Source organism: Paludisphaera mucosa (assembly GCF_029589435.1).
GTDB classification, from domain to species: domain Bacteria; phylum Planctomycetota; class Planctomycetia; order Isosphaerales; family Isosphaeraceae; genus Paludisphaera; species Paludisphaera mucosa.
Genome location: NZ_JARRAG010000002.1, coordinates 2,477,705 through 2,495,509, shown reverse-complemented (window position 1 = coordinate 2,495,509; position 17,805 = coordinate 2,477,705). Strand labels below are relative to the sequence as shown.

The 17,805-nt window shown below is 69.4% G+C and carries 13 protein-coding genes and 1 pseudogene; 2 read left to right on the top strand and 12 right to left on the bottom strand.

Translation table 11 applies throughout. The features are described 5' to 3' along the window. Positions 1 to 168 precede the first annotated feature (168 nt). The 4 genes and pseudogenes from PZE19_RS19200 to PZE19_RS33095 all read right to left on the bottom strand — a co-directional run bounded on the left by PZE19_RS19200 (position 169) and on the right by PZE19_RS33095 (position 4,228). Positions 169 to 2,682, bottom strand: coding sequence for a glycogen/starch/alpha-glucan phosphorylase (locus PZE19_RS19200; RefSeq protein WP_277862229.1), 2,514 nt, complete (start codon positions 2,680 to 2,682; stop codon positions 169 to 171). An 89-nt stretch (positions 2,683 to 2,771) separates the two neighbouring features. After that, positions 2,772 to 3,290, bottom strand: a complete 519-nt coding sequence (locus tag PZE19_RS19195) for a universal stress protein (protein ID WP_277862228.1) — start codon at positions 3,288 to 3,290, stop codon at positions 2,772 to 2,774. A 23-nt stretch (positions 3,291 to 3,313) separates the two neighbouring features. Next, a pseudogene (locus PZE19_RS19190) lies at positions 3,314 to 3,929 on the bottom strand (histidine phosphatase family protein). Beyond that, entirely contained in the window at positions 3,926 to 4,228 is a 303-nt protein-coding gene (locus PZE19_RS33095) for a universal stress protein (RefSeq protein ID WP_368411307.1), read from the bottom strand. The pseudogene PZE19_RS19190 and the gene PZE19_RS33095 overlap by 4 nt, the downstream one beginning before the upstream one ends. A gap of 800 nt (positions 4,229 to 5,028) precedes the next feature. On the opposite strand from PZE19_RS33095, the gene PZE19_RS19185 reads away from it, so the two are divergent. Continuing rightward, the gene (locus tag PZE19_RS19185) at positions 5,029 to 5,499 is read left to right on the top strand and encodes a sigma factor-like helix-turn-helix DNA-binding protein (RefSeq protein WP_277864370.1); all 471 of its coding nucleotides are present in this window, start codon (positions 5,029 to 5,031) and stop codon (positions 5,497 to 5,499) included. Between the two features lie 309 nt (positions 5,500 to 5,808). On the opposite strand, the gene PZE19_RS19180 is transcribed toward PZE19_RS19185, so the two are convergent. Further along, the gene (locus PZE19_RS19180) at positions 5,809 to 7,227 is read right to left on the bottom strand and encodes an IS4 family transposase (RefSeq protein WP_277858735.1); all 1,419 of its coding nucleotides are present in this window, start codon (positions 7,225 to 7,227) and stop codon (positions 5,809 to 5,811) included. A gap of 231 nt (positions 7,228 to 7,458) precedes the next feature. Here PZE19_RS19180 and PZE19_RS19175 point away from each other — a divergent pair, with 231 nt between their 5' ends. Next, a complete protein-coding gene (locus PZE19_RS19175) occupies positions 7,459 to 8,877 on the top strand; it encodes an IS4 family transposase (RefSeq protein WP_277862227.1) in 1,419 nt (472 codons plus the stop codon). A 532-nt stretch (positions 8,878 to 9,409) separates the two neighbouring features. Here the strand turns inward: PZE19_RS19175 and PZE19_RS19170 are convergent. The 7 genes from PZE19_RS19170 to PZE19_RS19140 form a co-directional block, all read right to left on the bottom strand. After that, positions 9,410 to 10,102 carry an IS630 family transposase gene (locus PZE19_RS19170; RefSeq protein ID WP_277858790.1) on the bottom strand — a complete coding sequence of 231 codons (693 nt, stop codon included), beginning with the start codon at positions 10,100 to 10,102 and terminating at the stop codon, positions 9,410 to 9,412. Beyond that, positions 10,006 to 10,380, bottom strand: coding sequence for an IS630 transposase-related protein (locus PZE19_RS19165; protein ID WP_277858791.1), 375 nt, complete (start codon positions 10,378 to 10,380; stop codon positions 10,006 to 10,008). Before PZE19_RS19165 ends, PZE19_RS19170 begins: the two co-directional genes overlap by 97 nt. Positions 10,381 to 10,610: 230 nt before the next feature. Next, positions 10,611 to 10,904 carry a hypothetical protein gene (locus tag PZE19_RS19160; RefSeq protein WP_277862226.1) on the bottom strand — a complete coding sequence of 98 codons (294 nt, stop codon included), beginning with the start codon at positions 10,902 to 10,904 and terminating at the stop codon, positions 10,611 to 10,613. Next, the gene (locus PZE19_RS19155) at positions 10,846 to 11,655 is read right to left on the bottom strand and encodes a hypothetical protein (RefSeq protein ID WP_277862225.1); all 810 of its coding nucleotides are present in this window, start codon (positions 11,653 to 11,655) and stop codon (positions 10,846 to 10,848) included. Before PZE19_RS19155 ends, PZE19_RS19160 begins: the two co-directional genes overlap by 59 nt. A 284-nt stretch (positions 11,656 to 11,939) precedes the next feature. After that, positions 11,940 to 14,252, bottom strand: coding sequence for a DNA polymerase (locus PZE19_RS19150; protein WP_277862224.1), 2,313 nt, complete (start codon positions 14,250 to 14,252; stop codon positions 11,940 to 11,942). 361 nt (positions 14,253 to 14,613) lie between these two features. Next, positions 14,614 to 16,443, bottom strand: coding sequence for a hypothetical protein (locus PZE19_RS19145; RefSeq protein ID WP_277862223.1), 1,830 nt, complete (start codon positions 16,441 to 16,443; stop codon positions 14,614 to 14,616). Between the two features lie 149 nt (positions 16,444 to 16,592). Continuing rightward, positions 16,593 to 17,345 carry a DNA gyrase inhibitor YacG gene (locus PZE19_RS19140; RefSeq protein ID WP_277862222.1) on the bottom strand — a complete coding sequence of 251 codons (753 nt, stop codon included), beginning with the start codon at positions 17,343 to 17,345 and terminating at the stop codon, positions 16,593 to 16,595. Positions 17,346 to 17,805: the final 460 nt, after the last annotated feature.

Here is a 17,805-nt window from a genome sequence, read left to right as displayed (position 1 = left end):
CCGGGCGACCGACGGCATCGGGCGACGGGTCGAAGGCCCGTCCGCGACTTCGGGTGTTGTCCTGTGGGTGATGATCACTTCCTTCACGAAACCCTCCTGCGCCGACATCACGGACGGCCGCTCGGCACCGTGGGTACTGCCCCCCTCCGGGCGTGGGGGTCATGTTCCTCAGTCAACCGGGCACGGCCCGGCGCCACAGACGTCGGCCGCGTACTCGGCAATCGTGCGGTCGCTCGAGAACCGGCCGGAGTGTGCGACGTTCAGTATCGCCTTCCGCGCCCACGCGTCTGGCTGCCCGTAGAGGGCGACGACCTGCTCCTGGGCGTTCACGTAGGACGTCAGGTCCGCCAGGTGCATGTACCGGTCGCCCTGGGCGAGGAGCGCGTCGAGGACCGGAGCAAACACACCCGGCTCGCCCAGGTCGAACGTGCCGGAGCGGATCAGGTCGAGGGCCAGGCGCGTCTCGGGGTCGTGCTCGACGTGCCAGAACGGGCTGTACCAGCCCCGGCTGTTCGCGACCTGCTCCGCGGTGAGGCCGAACAGGAAGAAGTTCTGCTCGCCGGACGCCTCGGCCATCTCGATCGTCGCCCCGTCGCGGGTGCCGACGGTCAGGGCCCCGTTCATCATGAACTTCATGTTGCTCGTTCCGCTGGCCTCGTAACCGGCGGTCGAGATCTGCTCGGACAGGTCGGCCGCGGGGATCAGCCGTTGGGCGAGGGTGACGTTGTACTCGGGGAGGAACAGCACCTTGAGCCGCCCGCGGGCGGCCGGGTCGGCGTCGATCACCGCGGCGACGTTGTTGACCAGGTGGATGATCACCTTGGCCAGGTGGCAAGCCGGCGCCGCCTTGCCGGCGAAGAAGACCGTGCGCGGAGGCGCGTCGAGCGCCGGGTTCTCGCGCAGGCGGTTGTAGAGGACCAGGACGTGGAGGACGTTCAAGAGCTGCCGCTTGTACTCGTGGATCCGCTTGATCTGGACGTCGAAGAGCGAGGCGGGCTCGACCACCTCCCCGGTGGCCGACCGCAGCCAGTCGGCAAACCTGACCTTGGCCGCGCGCTTCGCCGCCCGGAAGCGCTCCCGGAAGGCCGGGTCATCCGCGAGCGGGGCGATGGCCCCGAGCCGCTCGAGTTCGGTGACCCAGCCGTCGCCGACCGCCTTGGTCAGGAGCGCGGCCAGGCCGGGATTCGCCAGGAGTAGCCAGCGACGCGGGGTGACGCCGTTGGTCTTGTTGTTGAACCGCCCGGGGAAGAGCCCGGCGAGGTCCTTCAACACGGTCTCCCGCAGCAGCCGGGAGTGGAGCGCCGCGACGCCGTTGGTGCTGTACGAACCGACGACCGCCAGGTGGGCCATCCGGACCTTCTTCTCCGGGCCCTCCTCGATCAGGCTGACCCGCGCGGCCAGACCGTCGTCGCCGGGGGACTTCGCCCGTACCTCGTCGAGGAACCGGCGGTTGATCTCGTAGACGATCTCCAGCAACCTCGGGGCCACCAGCTCGAAGCGACGGACGGGCCACGTCTCCAGCGCCTCCGGGAGGAGCGTGTGGTTGGTGTAGGCCAGCGTCCGCACGGTGAGGTCCCACGACTCGTCCCAGCCCAGCCCGGCCCCGTCCAGGAGGATGCGCATCAGTTCGGCGACGGCCAGCGCGGGGTGGGTGTCGTTGAGCTGGACCGCCACCTTGTCGGGGAGCGCGCCCCAGTCGTTGCCGCGGGCGCGGAAGCGCCGGACGATGTCGGCCAGCGAGCAGCAGACGAGGAAGTACTCCTGCGCGAACCGCAGCCCCCTGCCGGCCGTGGTGGAGTCGTCCGGGTAGAGGACGCGCGTCAGGTTCTCGGCCACGACCTTCTCGTGCACGGCGCCGAAGAAGTCGCCGGCGCTGAACTCGGCGAAATCGAAGGCGTCCGTCGCCGCCGCACCCCAGAGTCGCAGCGTGTTGACGGTCCTGCCGCCGTGGCCGACGACCGGCCTGTCGTAGGGGACCCCCCGGAGGAGGGTCGGGCGGTCGGCGACAAGGACCGGGGTGCCCCGGCGGGACTGGACCGCGCATTGCAGGCGGACGTCCACCGCCTCCGCGGGGCGGTCGACCTCCCACGGGTCAGGTCGTCGGAGCCAGTTGTCGGGGCGTTCGACCTGGCGGCCGCCCTGGATCTCCTGTCGGAAAATCCCGTACTCGTAGCGCAAGCCGTACCCGATCGCGGGGATGGCGAGCGTGGCCATCGAGTCGATGAAGCATGCGGCGAGCCGCCCGAGGCCGCCGTTGCCGAGCCCCGCGTCGGGCTCCTCGTCGTCGAGCCGGTCGAGGTCCACGCCCCGTCTGGCCATCTCCTCGCGCACGAACGGCTCGACGAGCAGGTTGAGGAGGTTGTTGGAGGTCGACCGGCCGATCAGGAATTCCATCGACAGATAATAGACCTGCTTGGGGTTCTCGCGGTCGCAGGTCTCGCCGGTCTTCAGCCAGCGCTGTGCAATCAGGTCGCGGAGCGACCGCGCCAGTGCCTCGAACACCTCGCGTGCGCTGGCGTTACCGGGCTTCACGACGTGGTCGAGCACCAGATGCCGCTCGTAAGAGGCGTTGGGGTTGCCCGAGAACTGAACTGGCCCGCACCCGTACCGCTCGAAAAGCTCCGTGCGAAGCGTTCGCTCGGCTCGGGCGTCGGTCGCGGTCTTCTTGAGGACGGAACTCATCAGAGTAGCTCCTTGGAGACCACGGACCTCCGTCGTGGTTCCCGATAAACCTCTGCACTCGGGGCCGGCGCCGCACCGACACGGCGCAACTACGTCGAGGTCGTTGCGTCCCCCGTGGTCCCCGCGACCAGTTCCCCACCGTGGTCCCCCGTTTCGCCGGCAGGGGCCTCGTCATCGTGGGCCTTCACCACCATCACGGGACACCGGGCGCGACGGACCACCTCTTCGGTGAGGCCGCCGAACAACCGGTGTTTCAAGCCTGTGAGTCCGTGGGTACCCATCACGATCAGGTCGCACCCCGCCGACTCGACCATGTCCAGGACGTGCGCGACGTCCGGCCGGTCGGCCACGATCACTTCGAGCTCGACGGCGACCTCGGGTTCCTCGGCCTTGATCTTGCGGAGTTCGGCCCAGAGGTCGCCCGACTCCCCTGACGCCGTGGCCGCCGACAGTCGGCCGCCGTCGACCACCACCGCCGGGGGCCGGGCCACGTGCAGGACCACGACACCCGCCCCGGCGGCCCTAGCCAGGGCGACCGCCTGGCGAAACGCCTCGAGGGCGTGCCGCGAGAAATCGGTCGGCACGAAGATCTTCCGGATGGGTCCCATGAATTTATCTCCCGAAAAGGTTTCTAGATATCAACGGTAGAGCAGTTCGGAACGTGCCGGTCGTCATTCCAGAGGCGGACCACCGGGTCGTCGCGTGTGTGTTCGTAGCCCAGCACGCTGAGGGACGCCGTGCCGAGCAACAGGTGGCACGCATCCGCGGCGGGCAAGCCGATCCAGCGGGCCGCCAGGACGCGGAAGAAGTGGCCGTGGCCGAACAGGAGGGCGTGGCCGCCGGCCGCCTGCAGGCGGGCGATCACGCGGTCGGCGCGGGTGCCGACCTCGGCGACCGATTCGCCCCCCTGGGCAGCCGTCATGGAAGAGGTACCAGCCCGGTCGCCGACGGCGGATCTCGACCGCCGTCAGGCCCTCGTACTCGCCATAATCCCACTCGGCCAGGGCAGCGATGCTCACGGCCTGCTCGGCGTATCCCGCCAGCTGGCACGTCTGCCGCGCCCGCCGCAATGGGCTGACGAAGACCCGATCGAAAGCGAGGCCCCGGAGCCGATCGTGCAGGCCCCGGGCGTTGTCCTCGCCTCGAGCGGTCAGGGGAAGGTCCGTCCGTCCGGTGTGCTGCTGGCTGATGGTCCACAGCGTCTCGCCGTGCCGCACCAGGTAGACTTCCGGCAGCGTCTCGCTCATGTTGCTCCCCTCGACATCGTCCGTCCGACCATCGGCCGAGAGGCCGCCTCGCCCTCAGGAACGGCAGCCTTAACGACCATCACCGGACATTCCGCCTCGCGGACCACGTCCCCCGACTCGCCGCCGATGAGCAAGTGCCGCAGGCCCGAACGCCCGTGCGTCCCCACCACGATCAGGTCGCACCCCCGTTCCTGCAGGAGCCGGAGGACAGGCTCGGCATCGGGCTGGCCGGCCAAGATCACCTCGTGTTCGACGCGGACCGACGGGCCTTCTGCCGGATCTTCCGCGGTTCCACCCACCCGTCCTTCGGCTCACCCCGGGTCGTAGTGGTCGCGGAGGATGTCCCGCTGACGGCGCATGACCTCCGGCTTCGCGGCTTCCATCCGCTCCCGGATGATCAAGGGGGGCTCCTCGACCGCGACCGGGAGGTATCTGGACTCCGTCGCGTCGGGCTGCTGTCCGCGGGCCGCCCGGGGGCGACCAGCGCCACGAGCAACGCGAGCCGCTCAGCCGCTCTGACGACCTTCATGACGGGGACTCCTGCGTGCAGCAACGGTGCGGGAAGTCGACGACGATGGCCCCGGCCGATCCGCCCGCGGCGATCCTGACTTTCTCTCCCCGGCCAATCTGAATAAGCGTGGCGTGCTAACACCAAAATTGGGAGCATCAGGTCGGCGCCGCCGAGCCCTCGCGGGGGATCCGCATGACCGACGAGCGCACCACGGCCGTCGTCCAGCGCTACCTGGACGAGTTCGCCGGCGACGCGCCGGCCGAGCCCGTGGTCCACGCCCTGCTGGACCGAGCCGTCCGCTGACCGCACCGCCTCTGCGCCAGTTCCTTTACCGCAGCTACCCCCGGCTGACCCGGCCGCCGATGAACCTCCGGGCGGACGAGATGCTCGGCGCGGTGATCGAGCCGCTGCTCAAGGCCCGCCGGCGACCGTCCGCGAGCTCTTCGCCCTGGCCGCCCGGCACAGGAGGTGGGAGCTCGCTGATATGGCCCGACGCTTAGATGGGGAGCCGGCCGCCGTGGAGTTGCTCGAGGGGCTGGTGCCCGCCCCGCCGTCAGCGACTCGGGCCTCAACAGGGACAGCCTTCGAATCCTCGAGGCGATCGGCCACCTGCCGGAGGACGAACGGGAAGCGTTGGACTTGGTGAGGATTCAGAGGCTGTCGCAGGCCGAGGCCGCCCGGATGCTGGGGGTCTTCGCCATGACGGTGAACCGGCGGCGAACAGCCATCCGGACGCTCGTCGAGAGGCTGGTCCTCCGATCCTGCTCCGACGATCAATTGTCGCGGGGCTCGCGTGGCAGGTCGAGCTATTCGGTCGGGCTCAGAGCCACCAACCACGCTCGCCCTCCGGCCTATCTTTGGTGCCTGTATCATGGTCTCTCCGGCGTAACGCCGACGAGGCGATCGGATGCTTCACCTCTATCCGAGGCCGTCGGGCCCGGGCCGTCCTTTGGCTCACCGGCGACATTCGGAGCAATTTGGATTCTCAGGACGGGGGTTGGAGGCGATCTGACCCCACTAGACGAGAGGAATCGACCAAGGCGACGATCGCCAGGATGACGTGCTCGGGGAGCGAGGGCCAAGCCTCTACGAGGCTGGCAAGCCGAGAGTCAGTCAGAGTCATCCGCTGACAATCAGCCCCATGTGCGCACTCCCAATCTGCTGCAGTCTCCGAATCACCGCGACGCAATTCCTTTTGGTGCTTCGCGTTGCGACTTTCGGACCTCTCCTGCAATTCCCACCGCTCGCGGCGAAGATGCCATCGCCTGCCAAACCCGCCGGCATCCAACCTTGTCGCCTCAGACCATCGACCTCGATCACTTGCTTCGAGACGTCGTAACCTGCTTCGGTGTGGTCGACGAATGGCACTTAGATTTTGCTAGCTCGTTTGAGCATATGGAGTTTGATCTCCCTTCGCGGCCGCTTCAATTCCTCATACCCTCTCGGCCCCTTCCTGGTCATGCGGGGCTCGAACCGGTCGGGCCGGTCGGCCACGCGATGCACGGCGATGGCCCCGAGCAGTTGCTCGTAGAGTTCCTCTTGGTCGTCCGCACCGCTGTGCGCCCGGTAGGCGATCAGCGGCCGGAACGCTTCGAGAACCTGGAGCGTCGCTTTGAAGCTGATCGAGCGAGGTTCCACATTTTCGATGGTCGCCGCCTGTGCCATCACCGTGCGGATCAGGTTGTACGCCAGGACGTGGGCCCAGATCTCCTTGCGCACCAGCTCCGGCGTCTTGCACCGCAAAACATCCATCTGCAAGGTGATTTTGATCGAACGCAAATCCAACTCGTTGTTCCACCTGGCCCGGTAGAGCGAAGCCAGCTCCTCCGCACTCGCCAGCCCGGGGTCCAGGATGGTCGTCACGACGACGACCGACCGCGTCCGGAACCCGGGCTGCACTACGCGGAAGCGAACCTCGCGGACGGTGATCGCCTCGGGCAGCGCGTTGTACGTCGCCCGGTCCACCGAGCGGATCGACGACGGCTTCTTCCACACGACCACGTGATCGTCCTTGCCCAGGCGGGTCCCCTTGCGGAAGTCGGCCCGGCGGTGCGCCGACAGGCGGCTGACGGTGTCGACCCCGCGTTGCTTGAGCAGGTACATTCCGACCCAGCCCGACATCAGGCGGTCGCCCAGCAGCACGTCGCCGGGGCGGAGCACGTCCCACAGCTGGCGCAGCAGGCTGACCTCGCCCTGGCCCTTGCCGGCGTAGCGGCAGACGCCCAGGTCGAGGATCGCGCCGCAGGACAGCGAGATGATCGCCCCGATCCGGGCGGGGGCGAAGCTCGTCCCGGGCACTTGGTTGTAGGCCAGAGGGTATTCCCGGCGGTTCTCCGGGGTGTCGGGCATGGAGACCGTCGAGCCGTCGAACAGGCAGACGCGGCGGCCCTTCCAAAGCCACTGCGGGTCGACTCGCGCGTCCAGGTTCCGCCCCACGAGGCGGGCCACGGCGGCGAAGAACCGCTCGGGCAGGCGCTTCCGCGCCTGGCAATACGCCCCCGTCTCGGAGCTGCACGGCTCGAGCCCCTGTGAGACCCGGTGGGCGATCAGCCGCGCGACGGCGGCGCGGCAGGACTGGTCGGCGTTGAGCACCTGTCCGATGAACACCCAGAGGGTTACCAACGGGGCGTAGATGCGGTCATTCCAGGTCGCCTCGATCTCACGGAGGGCCTCCTCGAGGCCGCTGGCGGATAGGACGTCGGCGAAGGGGAGTCCGCCTTCCTGGACGAACTGTTGGCGGAGGAGGTCGATCTGATGCCGAAGACGTCCCTGCGCGTAGTTGAACATCAATCTGGCTCCGAGCCGGTGAGGGTTGTACGCCCTCATCAGAGCCAGAATGCCCGTGGCTTCCTATCCTGCGGCGGGGGAACCGTTTGTGAAAATCTAAGTGCCATTCGTGTGGTCGACGAATGGCACGTAGATTTCCGTAAGCTTTACGCCGAGAGCAGGATGGGAATCTGCCGGCGATCCGGCTCCGATGGGTAAGGGATTCATCCTCCACCATTCCGGGGCCGAGCGATGCGACTACCCTCCAACGGTCACCTCCGCCATCAGGTCGACGCCCTTCGCCGCCAGTTCCTCCAGGAGGGCGGCCTCCCGTTCACCGACGTCCTCACCGCCGACTGCCTCCAAGAGGCCCTCCGCGAGATCAAGGCGACTTGGAAGGACCGGATCTACACCCCGCTGGTGACGCTCTGGGTCTTCCTCGGCCAGGCCCTCAACGCCGACCACTCCTGCCGCGCCGCCGTCGCGCGGCTGGTCGCCGATCGCGCCGCGCGGGGGTTGCCGCCCTGCAGCTCCGAGACCGGGGCGTACTGCCAGGCGAGGAAGCGACTGCCCGAGGGCTTCTTCTCCGCCGTGGCCCGCCGGGTAGGGCAGTCGCTGGACGCCCGGGTCGATCGGCGGTGGCTCTGGAAGGGCCGCCGCGTCTGCCTCTTCGACGGCTCGACGGTCTCCATGCCCGACACGGCGGAGAACCGCCGCGAGTACCCTCTGGCCTACAACCAGGTCCCCGGGACGAGCTTCGCCCCGGCTCGCATCGGGGCGATCATCTCGCTGTCCTGCGGCGCGATCCTCGACCTGGGCGTCTGCCGCTATGCCGGCAAGGGCCAGGGCGAGGTCAGCCTGCTGCGGCGCCTGTGGGACGTGCTCCGCCCCGGCGACGTGCTGCTGGGCGACCGCCTGATGTCGGGCTGGGTCGGCATGCACTTGCTGAAGGAACGCGGGGTGGACACCGTCAGCCGCCTCTCGGCTCATCGCCGGGCCGACTTCCGCAAGGGGGCCCGCCTGGGCAAGGACGACCACCTAGTCGTCTGGAAGAAGCCGACCTCGATCCGCTCGGTGGACCGGAAGACCTACAACGAGCTGCCCGGCTCGATCACCGTGCGCGAGACCCGCTTCCGCGTCGTTCAGCCGGGGTTCCGGACGCGGTCGATCGTGGTGGTGACGACATTGCTGGACCCGGCGCAGGCGAGCCGGGAGGAACTGGCCGGGCTGTACCGGGCCCGGTGGAATAACGAGCTCGACCTGAGGTCGATCAAGATCACGCTCCAGATGGACAGGTTGCGCTGCAAGACCCCGGAACTTGTTCGCAAGGAGATCTGGGCCCACGTCCTGGCGTACAACCTGATCCGCACGGTCATGGCCCAGGCGGCGGCCGGCGTGGGGGTGGCGCCGCGTTCGATCAGCTTCAAGGCGTCGCTGCAGGTGCTGGAGGCGTTCCGGCCGCAGCTCGCCGACCCGGCCGGCCGCGGCGCGGGCCGGCTTGCGGCGCTCTACGAGCGATTGCTGCGGGCCATCGCCGTGCACCGGGTCGGCGACCGACCCGACCGGTTCGAGCCCCGCATGACCAAGAAGGGGCCGAGGGGGTATGAAGAGCTGAAGCGACCGCGGAAGGAGATCAAGCTCCAGATCCTCAAACGAGCTAGCAAAATCTAAGTGCCATTCGTGTGGTCGACCGGCGCACTGCTGGTCGCGGATCGGGTCATCTTGGAGACCGCACTCTCCCGGGCGGATCGCAGACACCGGGAAGCAAGCGGACCGGAGGCTGGCGTCAGCGGCCTCCGTTAGATGGTGTTACGGCCTCAACGCCGCACTCGCGGGCGAGGAGGCACCCCCCCGGCCGCCTTGCGGGCGAGCGCCCTTCGGAGCCGTTCGGCCGACGATCCGCAGCGCAGGGTCATCTCCTCCCCGCGGCCGGGGTCGCAGAGCAGGGCGTGGATCTTCGGGAGGCGAGATTAGTCCCTCTATTCCGCGCGTACGAGGACTCGATTCGTCTCCGCCCCGGGGGCCGGGGCCTCGAGGCCCCCCGAGGGCTGACCGTTGGAAGCGGCCGGATGGGTGGCAGCACCGCGGGCATGCTGCCTGCAAAACGGTCGAAGCGACGATGAAGGCGACGCGGTCCGGGGCGAGGTCGAGGGAACGGATGGTGATCGCGAGTTCGTCGAGGTCGAGGCGTCAGCCCGACGTTCTAGAGCGGTTTCTCGTCGGGTGTATCGCTTGATCGGCGGGGCTGATATCCGCTATGGCGGAACCAGCCCAGCACGTCGGCGGGACGGACGGCCCGCAGGGCGTCGCCCATCGCCTCGATCAGGCCGCCGATCGTCCGGGCCTTGGCCGATCGGAGCCAGGCCTTGACCTTCGAGAACATCCGCTCGATCGGGTTGAGGTCGGGGCTGTACGGCGGCAGGAACCGCAGTTCGGCCCCGGCGGCGGCGATGAGACGGGCCGCCTCGGCCGTCTTGTGGCATGACAGGTTGTCGAGGATCACGACGTCTCCGGGCCTCAGCGTCGGCGCCAAGCATCGCTCGACGTAGGTCTCGAAGGCGGCCGAGTCTGTCGCCCCGTCGAACGCCAGGCAGGCCCCGACGCCCCCCAGCCGGACGGCCGCCGTGAGCGTGACGACCTTCCAGTGGCCGTGCGGGACCGGGCCGTCGACGCGCACGCCGCTGGGCGAGCGGCCGTGCGTCCGATCCATCGCCGTGCTCGAGCCCGTCTCGTCGACGAAGACCAGCCGGGTCGGGTCGAGCGTCGCGAACTCGTCGCGCCAGGCGGCACGCTCGGCCTTCAGCCCGGGGCGGTCCTGCTCGGCCGCCCGCCGCGACTTTTTTTGCGAGTGATCCCCAGGCGGACGAGCGCCCGGTGCACGGCCGAGCTGCAGCACGCCACGCCGGCGGCGCGGGCCAACTGCTGCAGCGTGGCGTCGTCGTCGGCCCGGACCGCCTCTCGGAGCCGCAGGGCGGCGTCGGCGTCGAAGGCCGGCGCCCGCCCGCCGCCGCGAGGCTTGGGGGCGATCGAGCCGGTCTCGCGACGCTGGCGGATCAGCTTGCGGATCCACGCGACGCTCACCGAGAAGCGGGCGGCGACCTGCTCGCGGGTGGCGTCGCCGGCGTCGCACGCCGCGACCACCCGCTCGCGGAGGTCGGTCGAGTAGGCTTTCATCCCGGGTGGCCCTCCATAGCCATCTTGGGATAACCGCGTCAACCGCCACAATCAACAGGAAACCGCTCTAACCGACCCGGATCATCAAAACCGCGGGCGAACCGGTTTCGCGCGATCGTCGCCGCGTATGCCGGGGTGCTTGTCGCGTCGTCGGCCGATATCGAAACCCGGTCCTCGACTTCCTTGCTGCGGCGTCTCGTGGTCGCCATCTCCTTCACCCTCCACGACGATCACACCGCCATCGACGGGCCGGGCCCCGGTCCCGTCGCCGACGACTTGCGGCCGGCCTGCATGAGCCCGATCAGGGCCCGGAACCCGGCCGCCTCGGCCCGCCGCTCGCGCACCGACCTCGGCCCTTTCTGGCGGAGCTTGCCGTTGGCCGCCGATCGGGCCTTGCCCTCGGCCGTCTTCGGCCCGGTGGAGTGCTCCCACGGCCTCCGGGCCAGGGCCGCCTGACGCAGCCGCTCACGCCCGGCGTCGCCGAGCCCGAGCCGCCTCCCGCGATTCCTGCGGCCCGCCTCCACCCGCTTCGGGTTCGGGCAGAGGGATCGTGCCGTCGCCATGCTCGTCGCCCCCGGGGTTATTTCCTTGTTCGATGTCGGCCCCTTCGACGTTCGATCCGTCCGGCGCGACGGCTCCGGGGCTCATCGCCGCCTCGCCGGCCGAGGCGGCCCGCCCCCTGGCCGGGGCGCGATAGGCCTGCAGCGCCAGGGCCGTCCTGCGGAACTCGCCCATCAGCAGCACCGCCAGCCCGCCATAGACCTTCGCCGCCTCCAGGCCTTCGACGGTGGCGGACTTGAAGTGGAGCCGGCCCACGTTGAGGTGGGCCAGGGCCAGCTGCTCGACCAGCATCACCTCGACCGGGTCCGTCGGGCCCCCGCAATCGGCCAGGAGCTTGTCCCGGAACTTCTTGAAGGCCGTGAGGTCGGCCTGGCGCAGCACCGACGCCATGCTCGCGTACATGAAGACGGCGCCGCTCGTATCGGCCAGATGGGCGGCGAAGTGGTCGCTGACCTGCCCGGCCGAGGGCGCGGTCGCCCTGGCGTCATCCCGCGATGCTTCGGCGCTTCGCGCACCAATCGGCGCGGGGGCCTCGGGAGCCGGGGGGACGTCATCGAAAGCGTCGCCTCGCTCCTCGGCCGAGACGGCCCTGAGGCCCCGAATCCGCGTCATCGCCCGCCCGTCGCCGGCGTCGGCCCCGGCGTCCTCCCCCCAGGCGGGCCGCTCGCCCTCGATCGACTCGGAGTCGTGTTTTGCAATCGTTTCCCGTGACATGGGCTCGCGCTCCTTCGGCTTGGTCGGGATCGGCCGCGGCGTCCTGGGACGAATGCCCGCGGCCCCGTCTCGGTCCCGAGAACTCATGGTAACGATGCACAGGTGAAGATGACATCCGATGGCGGCGCGTCAGGCCTTCCGACGCGGACGACACGCCGACTCTCGGCCGACGATACGGGTCGTCGTCGACGGCGATCCCGCAGGCGACGGCCCGCCGAGGGCGGCCGGCAGGCGGCGTTCCAGTTCGGCGACGGACGGCATGGCGGCCCTCGTGGATTCCAGGTTCAGGGTGACGTCGCGGGCGATCCCGTCCCTCGCCCCGAGACGTCGGCACCCGGTGCGCGACCGGCCGGCGCCGTCGCGACCGCCGGCCCCTCCACAGGGGCCTCGGGGAGGTAGCGGGGGTCCAGGTCCGCCTTGTTCAGCGACCGCGTGACGACCGTCTCGACCTTGACGACCATGCCGGGCGCGATCGTCAACATGCCCTGCTTCATCAAGCCCTGGATCTCGGCCGCGCGATCGGGGACCCGGTCGTCGGCGGGCGACCTGCTCACGACCTCGTCGTGCACGAAACCCGCGAGCTCGTGGCCGGCGCGCCAGACTTTCCACAAGCCGAGGATCGCCCCGTCGGCCGCGGCGCCCTGGAAGACGCAGTTGCGGCTGCTGCTGAACGTGGCGTGGGCGCGGAGCCGGCCCGTGACCGTGAACACCGGGCGGCGGCCGGCCCAGCGGCGGACGGCCTCCCAGAGGAGCTTATGCGGGCGGCGACCTTCGAGCTTCTCGCGTAGTTTCGGCTCGAGCAGCGCCGAGAGCGGCTGGGCCAGCTCCCAGAGAGCGGCCTTTTCGTCCTCCCTGTAAGGCCGCGCCGCCGGCCCTTTCGTGGTCGGGTCGGGGTCGCGGAGCACCTTCAGGAGCATGCCCGCCACCCATCCTTGCGGCGTGAAGTTCTCGGGGTCGTCGCGGGCGTAATAACCGCCGAGGGCTTCGCGGTATCGGGCCGGAGTCAAGTCCAGGGCCTCGGCCAGGACCCGCGAGCCGTCGACCTCGTCTTCCAGGTAAGCGTCCAGCTCGGGGCAGAGCTTGTGATAGGCGTCGATCCGTCCCTGCACCTCCTCGAGGGTCAGGTCCTTGCCGTAGCTCGCCTTGGCGACCCGGCGAAGCCTCTCCGCCCCCATGCCGCCGGGCCGGCCGAAGGAGACCGGCTTGGCGCTGTCCCGCTCGGGCCTGGCGACCTCGCCGGGCTCCTTGCCCAGGACGACGGCGGCGATCAACCGGTGCACGTCGCCCTCGTTGACCAGGTCGCGGAGCGAGGTTCCCAGCCCGAACTGGCGGTCGAGGGCGTAGCCGAGGATGACCAGCTCGATCTGCGAGTAGTCGCTGCCGATGAAGACCATGCCCTCGCCGGGCACGAAGCAGCCGCGGATGGTGTCGGCGACGCCCTCGCCGCCCTTGGCCCTCGGCAGGTTCTGCAGGTTGAAGCCCGAGCAGCTGGTCCGCCCCGTCTCCATCAGGAAGCTGAACTTCGGGTAGATCCGGGGCTGGCCCATCTTCGCCAGGAAGGTCGAGACGAGCTTCTCGGCCTCGCGGTAGGCGGCGTAGTCGGCGAAGAAGTCGTCGTCGGCGGCGAGCCCGGCCAGGTCCTCCGCGGTCGTCGAGAACCTCTCGCCCGACTCGGTCAGGCACAGCTCCGCCCCCGGGTGCTCGCGGCGGAACCGCGCCAGGATCGATTGCATCGCCTTGACGTTGCCCGGCTGGTCGACGAGGTAGCCCCCCCGGCGCATGCGCTCCTTGGCCCCGTCCATCACCTCGCGCACCCTCGCGAGCTTCTCGGCCCCGCGGGCGGCGTCGAGGGCGACGCCGGTGGCGCTGAGGACGTCGGTGACGATGCTGGCGCGGAGCTGGATGTGGTGCGTCAGGGGGCCGAAGCGGCGGATCGCGTCCCGCAGCCAGGCGTCGTCGACGTAGCCCCAGACCCCGGAGGCGTCCTGCAGGACGACCTTGATCAGCCGGTTCAGCTCCCAGAACAGGTGCCAGGTCGCCAGCGAGTCGCCGGCGGCGTAGCGGAGGTGCTCCTCGGGGATCTCGCGGGACGGCCGGCCCAGATAGCGGCCGAAGCCGGTGCGGACGTCGCAGCCGTCGGCGTCCTTGACGTCCTTGGGCAGCTCCAGGCCGAGGTGGGCCTTTGCGCAGTCGTCCAGGCCGCACTCGTTGCGGGCGGTGTGGCCGGCGGTGGCCAGGGACAGGAGCCGCTTCAGGATCAGCGTGTCCCAGATCTTGCCCTCGTCGACGAGGTCGTAAAGGTCGAGCCGGTCGCCCAGGACGGCCTGGGTGACCTTCAGGTCGAAGGCGGCGTTGTGTGCGATGAAGCCCTGACCGGCGTGGGCGGCGAAGAACGCCGGGACCAGGTCGCGGGGGACGAAGCAACCCCGCCCGCCGTCGCAGGCGGTGGCCAGGACGAGCGACGGCGTCAGGTAAACGCGGTCGTCGAACCGGGTCGTCTCGACGTCGTAGGCGAAGAGGCCGCCGAAGACGCGGCCCTGCTCCGGCGTCCAGTCGCGGAACGGGCATCGATGGGTGCCGAGGACGATCTCGATCATGGCGGGGTGCTCCTGAATCGGTGCGGTGCGGCCTCTTGCCGGTGGACCTCACGCCTGCACGTGGACCTCGAGTTGACCTCTCGCCGACAAGGTCGACAGGCCTTAGAGGCTTCAACGTCAAACACATTCGTCGCGTCCGTTAACCTCGTTGACCTCGAGTGCGGGTTCGGCCGCCCCCCACGCCAGGTCACGGGAATCGCCCCATGGCGACACGTTTCACGCCCGGGGCTGCAGCTGCCCTCGAGAGGTTAACAAGGTTAACGGCCAGGCCTTAAACCTATATGTGTCGAAGTCTTGCAATCGTTGACCTCGCTATTCGGAGGTTCGGGCGAGGTCCACGCCCGCCGCGGAGGTCCACGCTTCAAATCCATTCCAGGTCTTCCGTGGTCGGGGGGGCGGGTTCGCCGATCGAGGCCGCGTCGGCCGGGGGAGGAGAGGCGGCGGTCGGGGCAGCCCCCCCGGCCGCGGCCGGCGCTGGTACTGCGGCTCCGTGACTCGCGGCCGCCGAGGCCGCCGACGAGGCCGACCCGGGGACGGCGGACTTTTGGAACGCGATCGAGAAATAGTAGAACTTCGTGTTGCCGCTCTCGTCGCGCCTGCGGAGGGTTGCCTCACGCGTGCCGTCGGCCGTCTCGATGGTCACGGTGCGGCCCACCTTATCGCTCAGGAAGATGCCGACGACCGTCGCCCTGCCCCTGACGGTGCCCACCGCGAGCCGGTCCTTGAGGACCTGGGTCTCCGCGAACAGGACCACCCATTCGCCCGGGGTCCGCCCCCTGGGGGCCGGATCGCGTTCCGCGAGACCGTGGGTGTCGGCCAGATTCTTACCGACGGCGTGCTCGGCCAGGGTCGCGAGGTCCTGCATGCCCTCGTCCATCGCCGCCCCGGCCTCGGCGGCGTTGGCCAGGAAGAACTCGCCCAGGCCGCCGGCGTCGAGGATGCCGCCGATGGTGGCAGCCCAGCGCCTGCAGCGATGCTTGTGGTCTCCCGGGCGTCGGCCCTGCTGGGCCCAGCGCAGGACCATCCCGGCCAGCTCGGCGAGGATGGGCAGGCGGTGTTCGGCGGCGTACGCCAGGGGGTCTCCCGAGAACATGCGCCCCTTCGGGTCCCCCTCGTAATGGAGCCGGATCGGGACGCACCGCCCGATGAAGTCGGGGGTGCCCGCGGTCAAGTTGCTCGTGATGAACCAGAGGTACGTATTCGGCCGCTCGATCGTGGCCGATAGGCCCAGGATGCGGAGGCTGATCAGGGGCGAGAGCATGTTCTGCTCGATGACCGCCGATTCGATCCTGGTGCGAACGTTGTCGAAGAAGAACAGGCTCGTCTTCGAGCTGCGGAGCTGGGCGCAGAGCCGCTTCTCCAGCTCCTCGTCGCGGGCCAGGGAGATCCGGGGCGGCTCGGCGTCGTCGAGGACGCGGCCGATGCACTGCACCAGCAGGGTCTTGCCGAGCTCCGGCTGGTTGGCGTCGACGATGCCGCCGGGGTGGGGTGCGTCGACGAAGTGGTTGCCCAGCAGCCCGGTCAGGAGCATGGCGATCGCGTTGACCATGTCGGCGTCGGAACGCCAGTAGAACTCCCGGAAGAGCCCGCGGAGGCGGTGCGGGAGTCGGTCGACGGCCCGTGCGTCCGGGGCGTAGGACGACGGCGTGGTCTCGGGCACGATCTCGGGGCCGTGGACCAGGATGCCCGAGGCTGAGTTCCAGCCCTGCCAACAAAGGTTGAAGTCGGCGTCGAAGGTCGGCAGCCGGGTGTGGTAGCGAATCTCGGGCAGGTGCCGCCACAGGCCCTCGTCGGCCAGGAGGGCACCGACGAGCTTCGGTGTGAGCAGGCTCTGGACGTCGCCCTGCTTGCCCTGGTAGGCGATGCCGAAGTGATTCGTCAGGACGTGCGCGGCGTTGGGCTCGGCCCGGTGCTGCACGGCGAGGCTCGTGAGCCTCTGGTCCCCCGGCCGGTCGGTCTCCTGGACGATCGAGTTGCCATAGCGATAGACGCGGCCGCTGTCCAGGAGGACCTGGCCGGCCTGGTGGACGAAGGCGTCGACGGTCATACCGTCGACGAACGAGCCGTCGGGGGTGACCCCCGCGATGATTTGGCGGGCGTGATCGCCGGCGGCGGCGCCGATCCGGCTGGCGAGGAGGCTGTCGTGCAGCGTGGCGGCCATGGACTTGCCGGGGGACGCGGTGCTGGCCATGATGGGATCGCCCTTTCGTGATGCATCGGCGGGAGCCGCAGGGGCCGTCGGGATCGCCTGCGGCCCCCGTCGACTCGTCTTCGGTGTTATTCTCAACGCATACGTTCGAGCCGGCGTCGCTCCGCGGCGGCCGCCTCGTCGAACATGCGTCAGTCCCGGGCCTTGACGGCCTTCTTGCGAGCGTCCGTCCCCGGCCCGTCGCGATCGGGGGCGACGGGCTCGTCCGTCTTGTAGATCGCGTCGAGAAGCTTCCCCAGGTCGATCTTGCGGCAGCCCTCGTAGCAGAAGCCGTGACGGGCGAGGACGTCGAGACGGCTGCCCTCGCCGCGGCAGACCGGGCAGGGGCGGACCTGATCGGCCCCGAGCAGGATCGTCGCCACCGCCCGGAACGGGTCCGCGATCACCGACCCCACGAATTCTTCGAGCCGCCCCGGGGCGATGGGCTCGCCGGCCCAGAGGGTCTCGACCACGGCTCCGTTCTTCGAATTGGTCGAGCCGACCGGCCGGGTCAGGGCGGTGATGCCCGGCGCCGCCGGGTCGGAGGGCAGGGTGCACTGGACGGACCGGACCAGGGCGGCCCAGCGGCGCTGGTCGGCCGCCGACGTCAGCTCGACGGGCGGCTCGAGGTGGACTAGGGCGTGCAGCCCGGTCCCGCTCGCCCGGATCTCGGCGTGGCGCACGATCGGGTGCCGTAGGAGGACCGGCCTGATGTTCTCGTAAAACCGCCTCGGGTCGGGGTCCGGGGGGAACAGGGCGTTGCCGGGGCGCAGCAGCTTCGGGTCGAGGTCGAGCATGAAGCCGTGCAGGACGGTGATCCGCTCGGTCGGCAGTTGGATCTGATGCACGGGGCCCGTGGGGCGGTCGTTGTAGAGCGCCTCTCGGACGTCGGGGTCGGTGTTCATCGCGCAAGGCTCCTGGTGAACGTCAAGCTCGGTGTCGACGCCGGCGGTCCAGGGCCGGCGTCGGGGCGTAGCACGGGCGGCGGGGGTGCATCTGGCGGCCCCCGCCGCGTCCTCGACGAACACCCCGGACGCGACGGGGATCATGATCCCCCCCGGATCGCGGCGGTCGATTTCGATCCCCCCTGATCAGCGCATCCAAATTTCTTCCTCCTTGCGTGTACGTCCATCGGCTGCTCGCGGATCGCCCGCGCCCCATCGAGCACACGGGCGACCCCCGGTTCGGCTGCAATCCACCGTCGCTTCTGAATTTCGCCTGGCCTCGCTCGGCCTGGTCTTTCGTCCAGCCAGAACCAATAAAATGCTGCTGGCCAAAAATTCATCTGTACGAATGAGGATTACGACGTAGGATCAAGATATTCCTACACGATGTCGCCAGGTCCGGATGCCCATCGATTGGTGG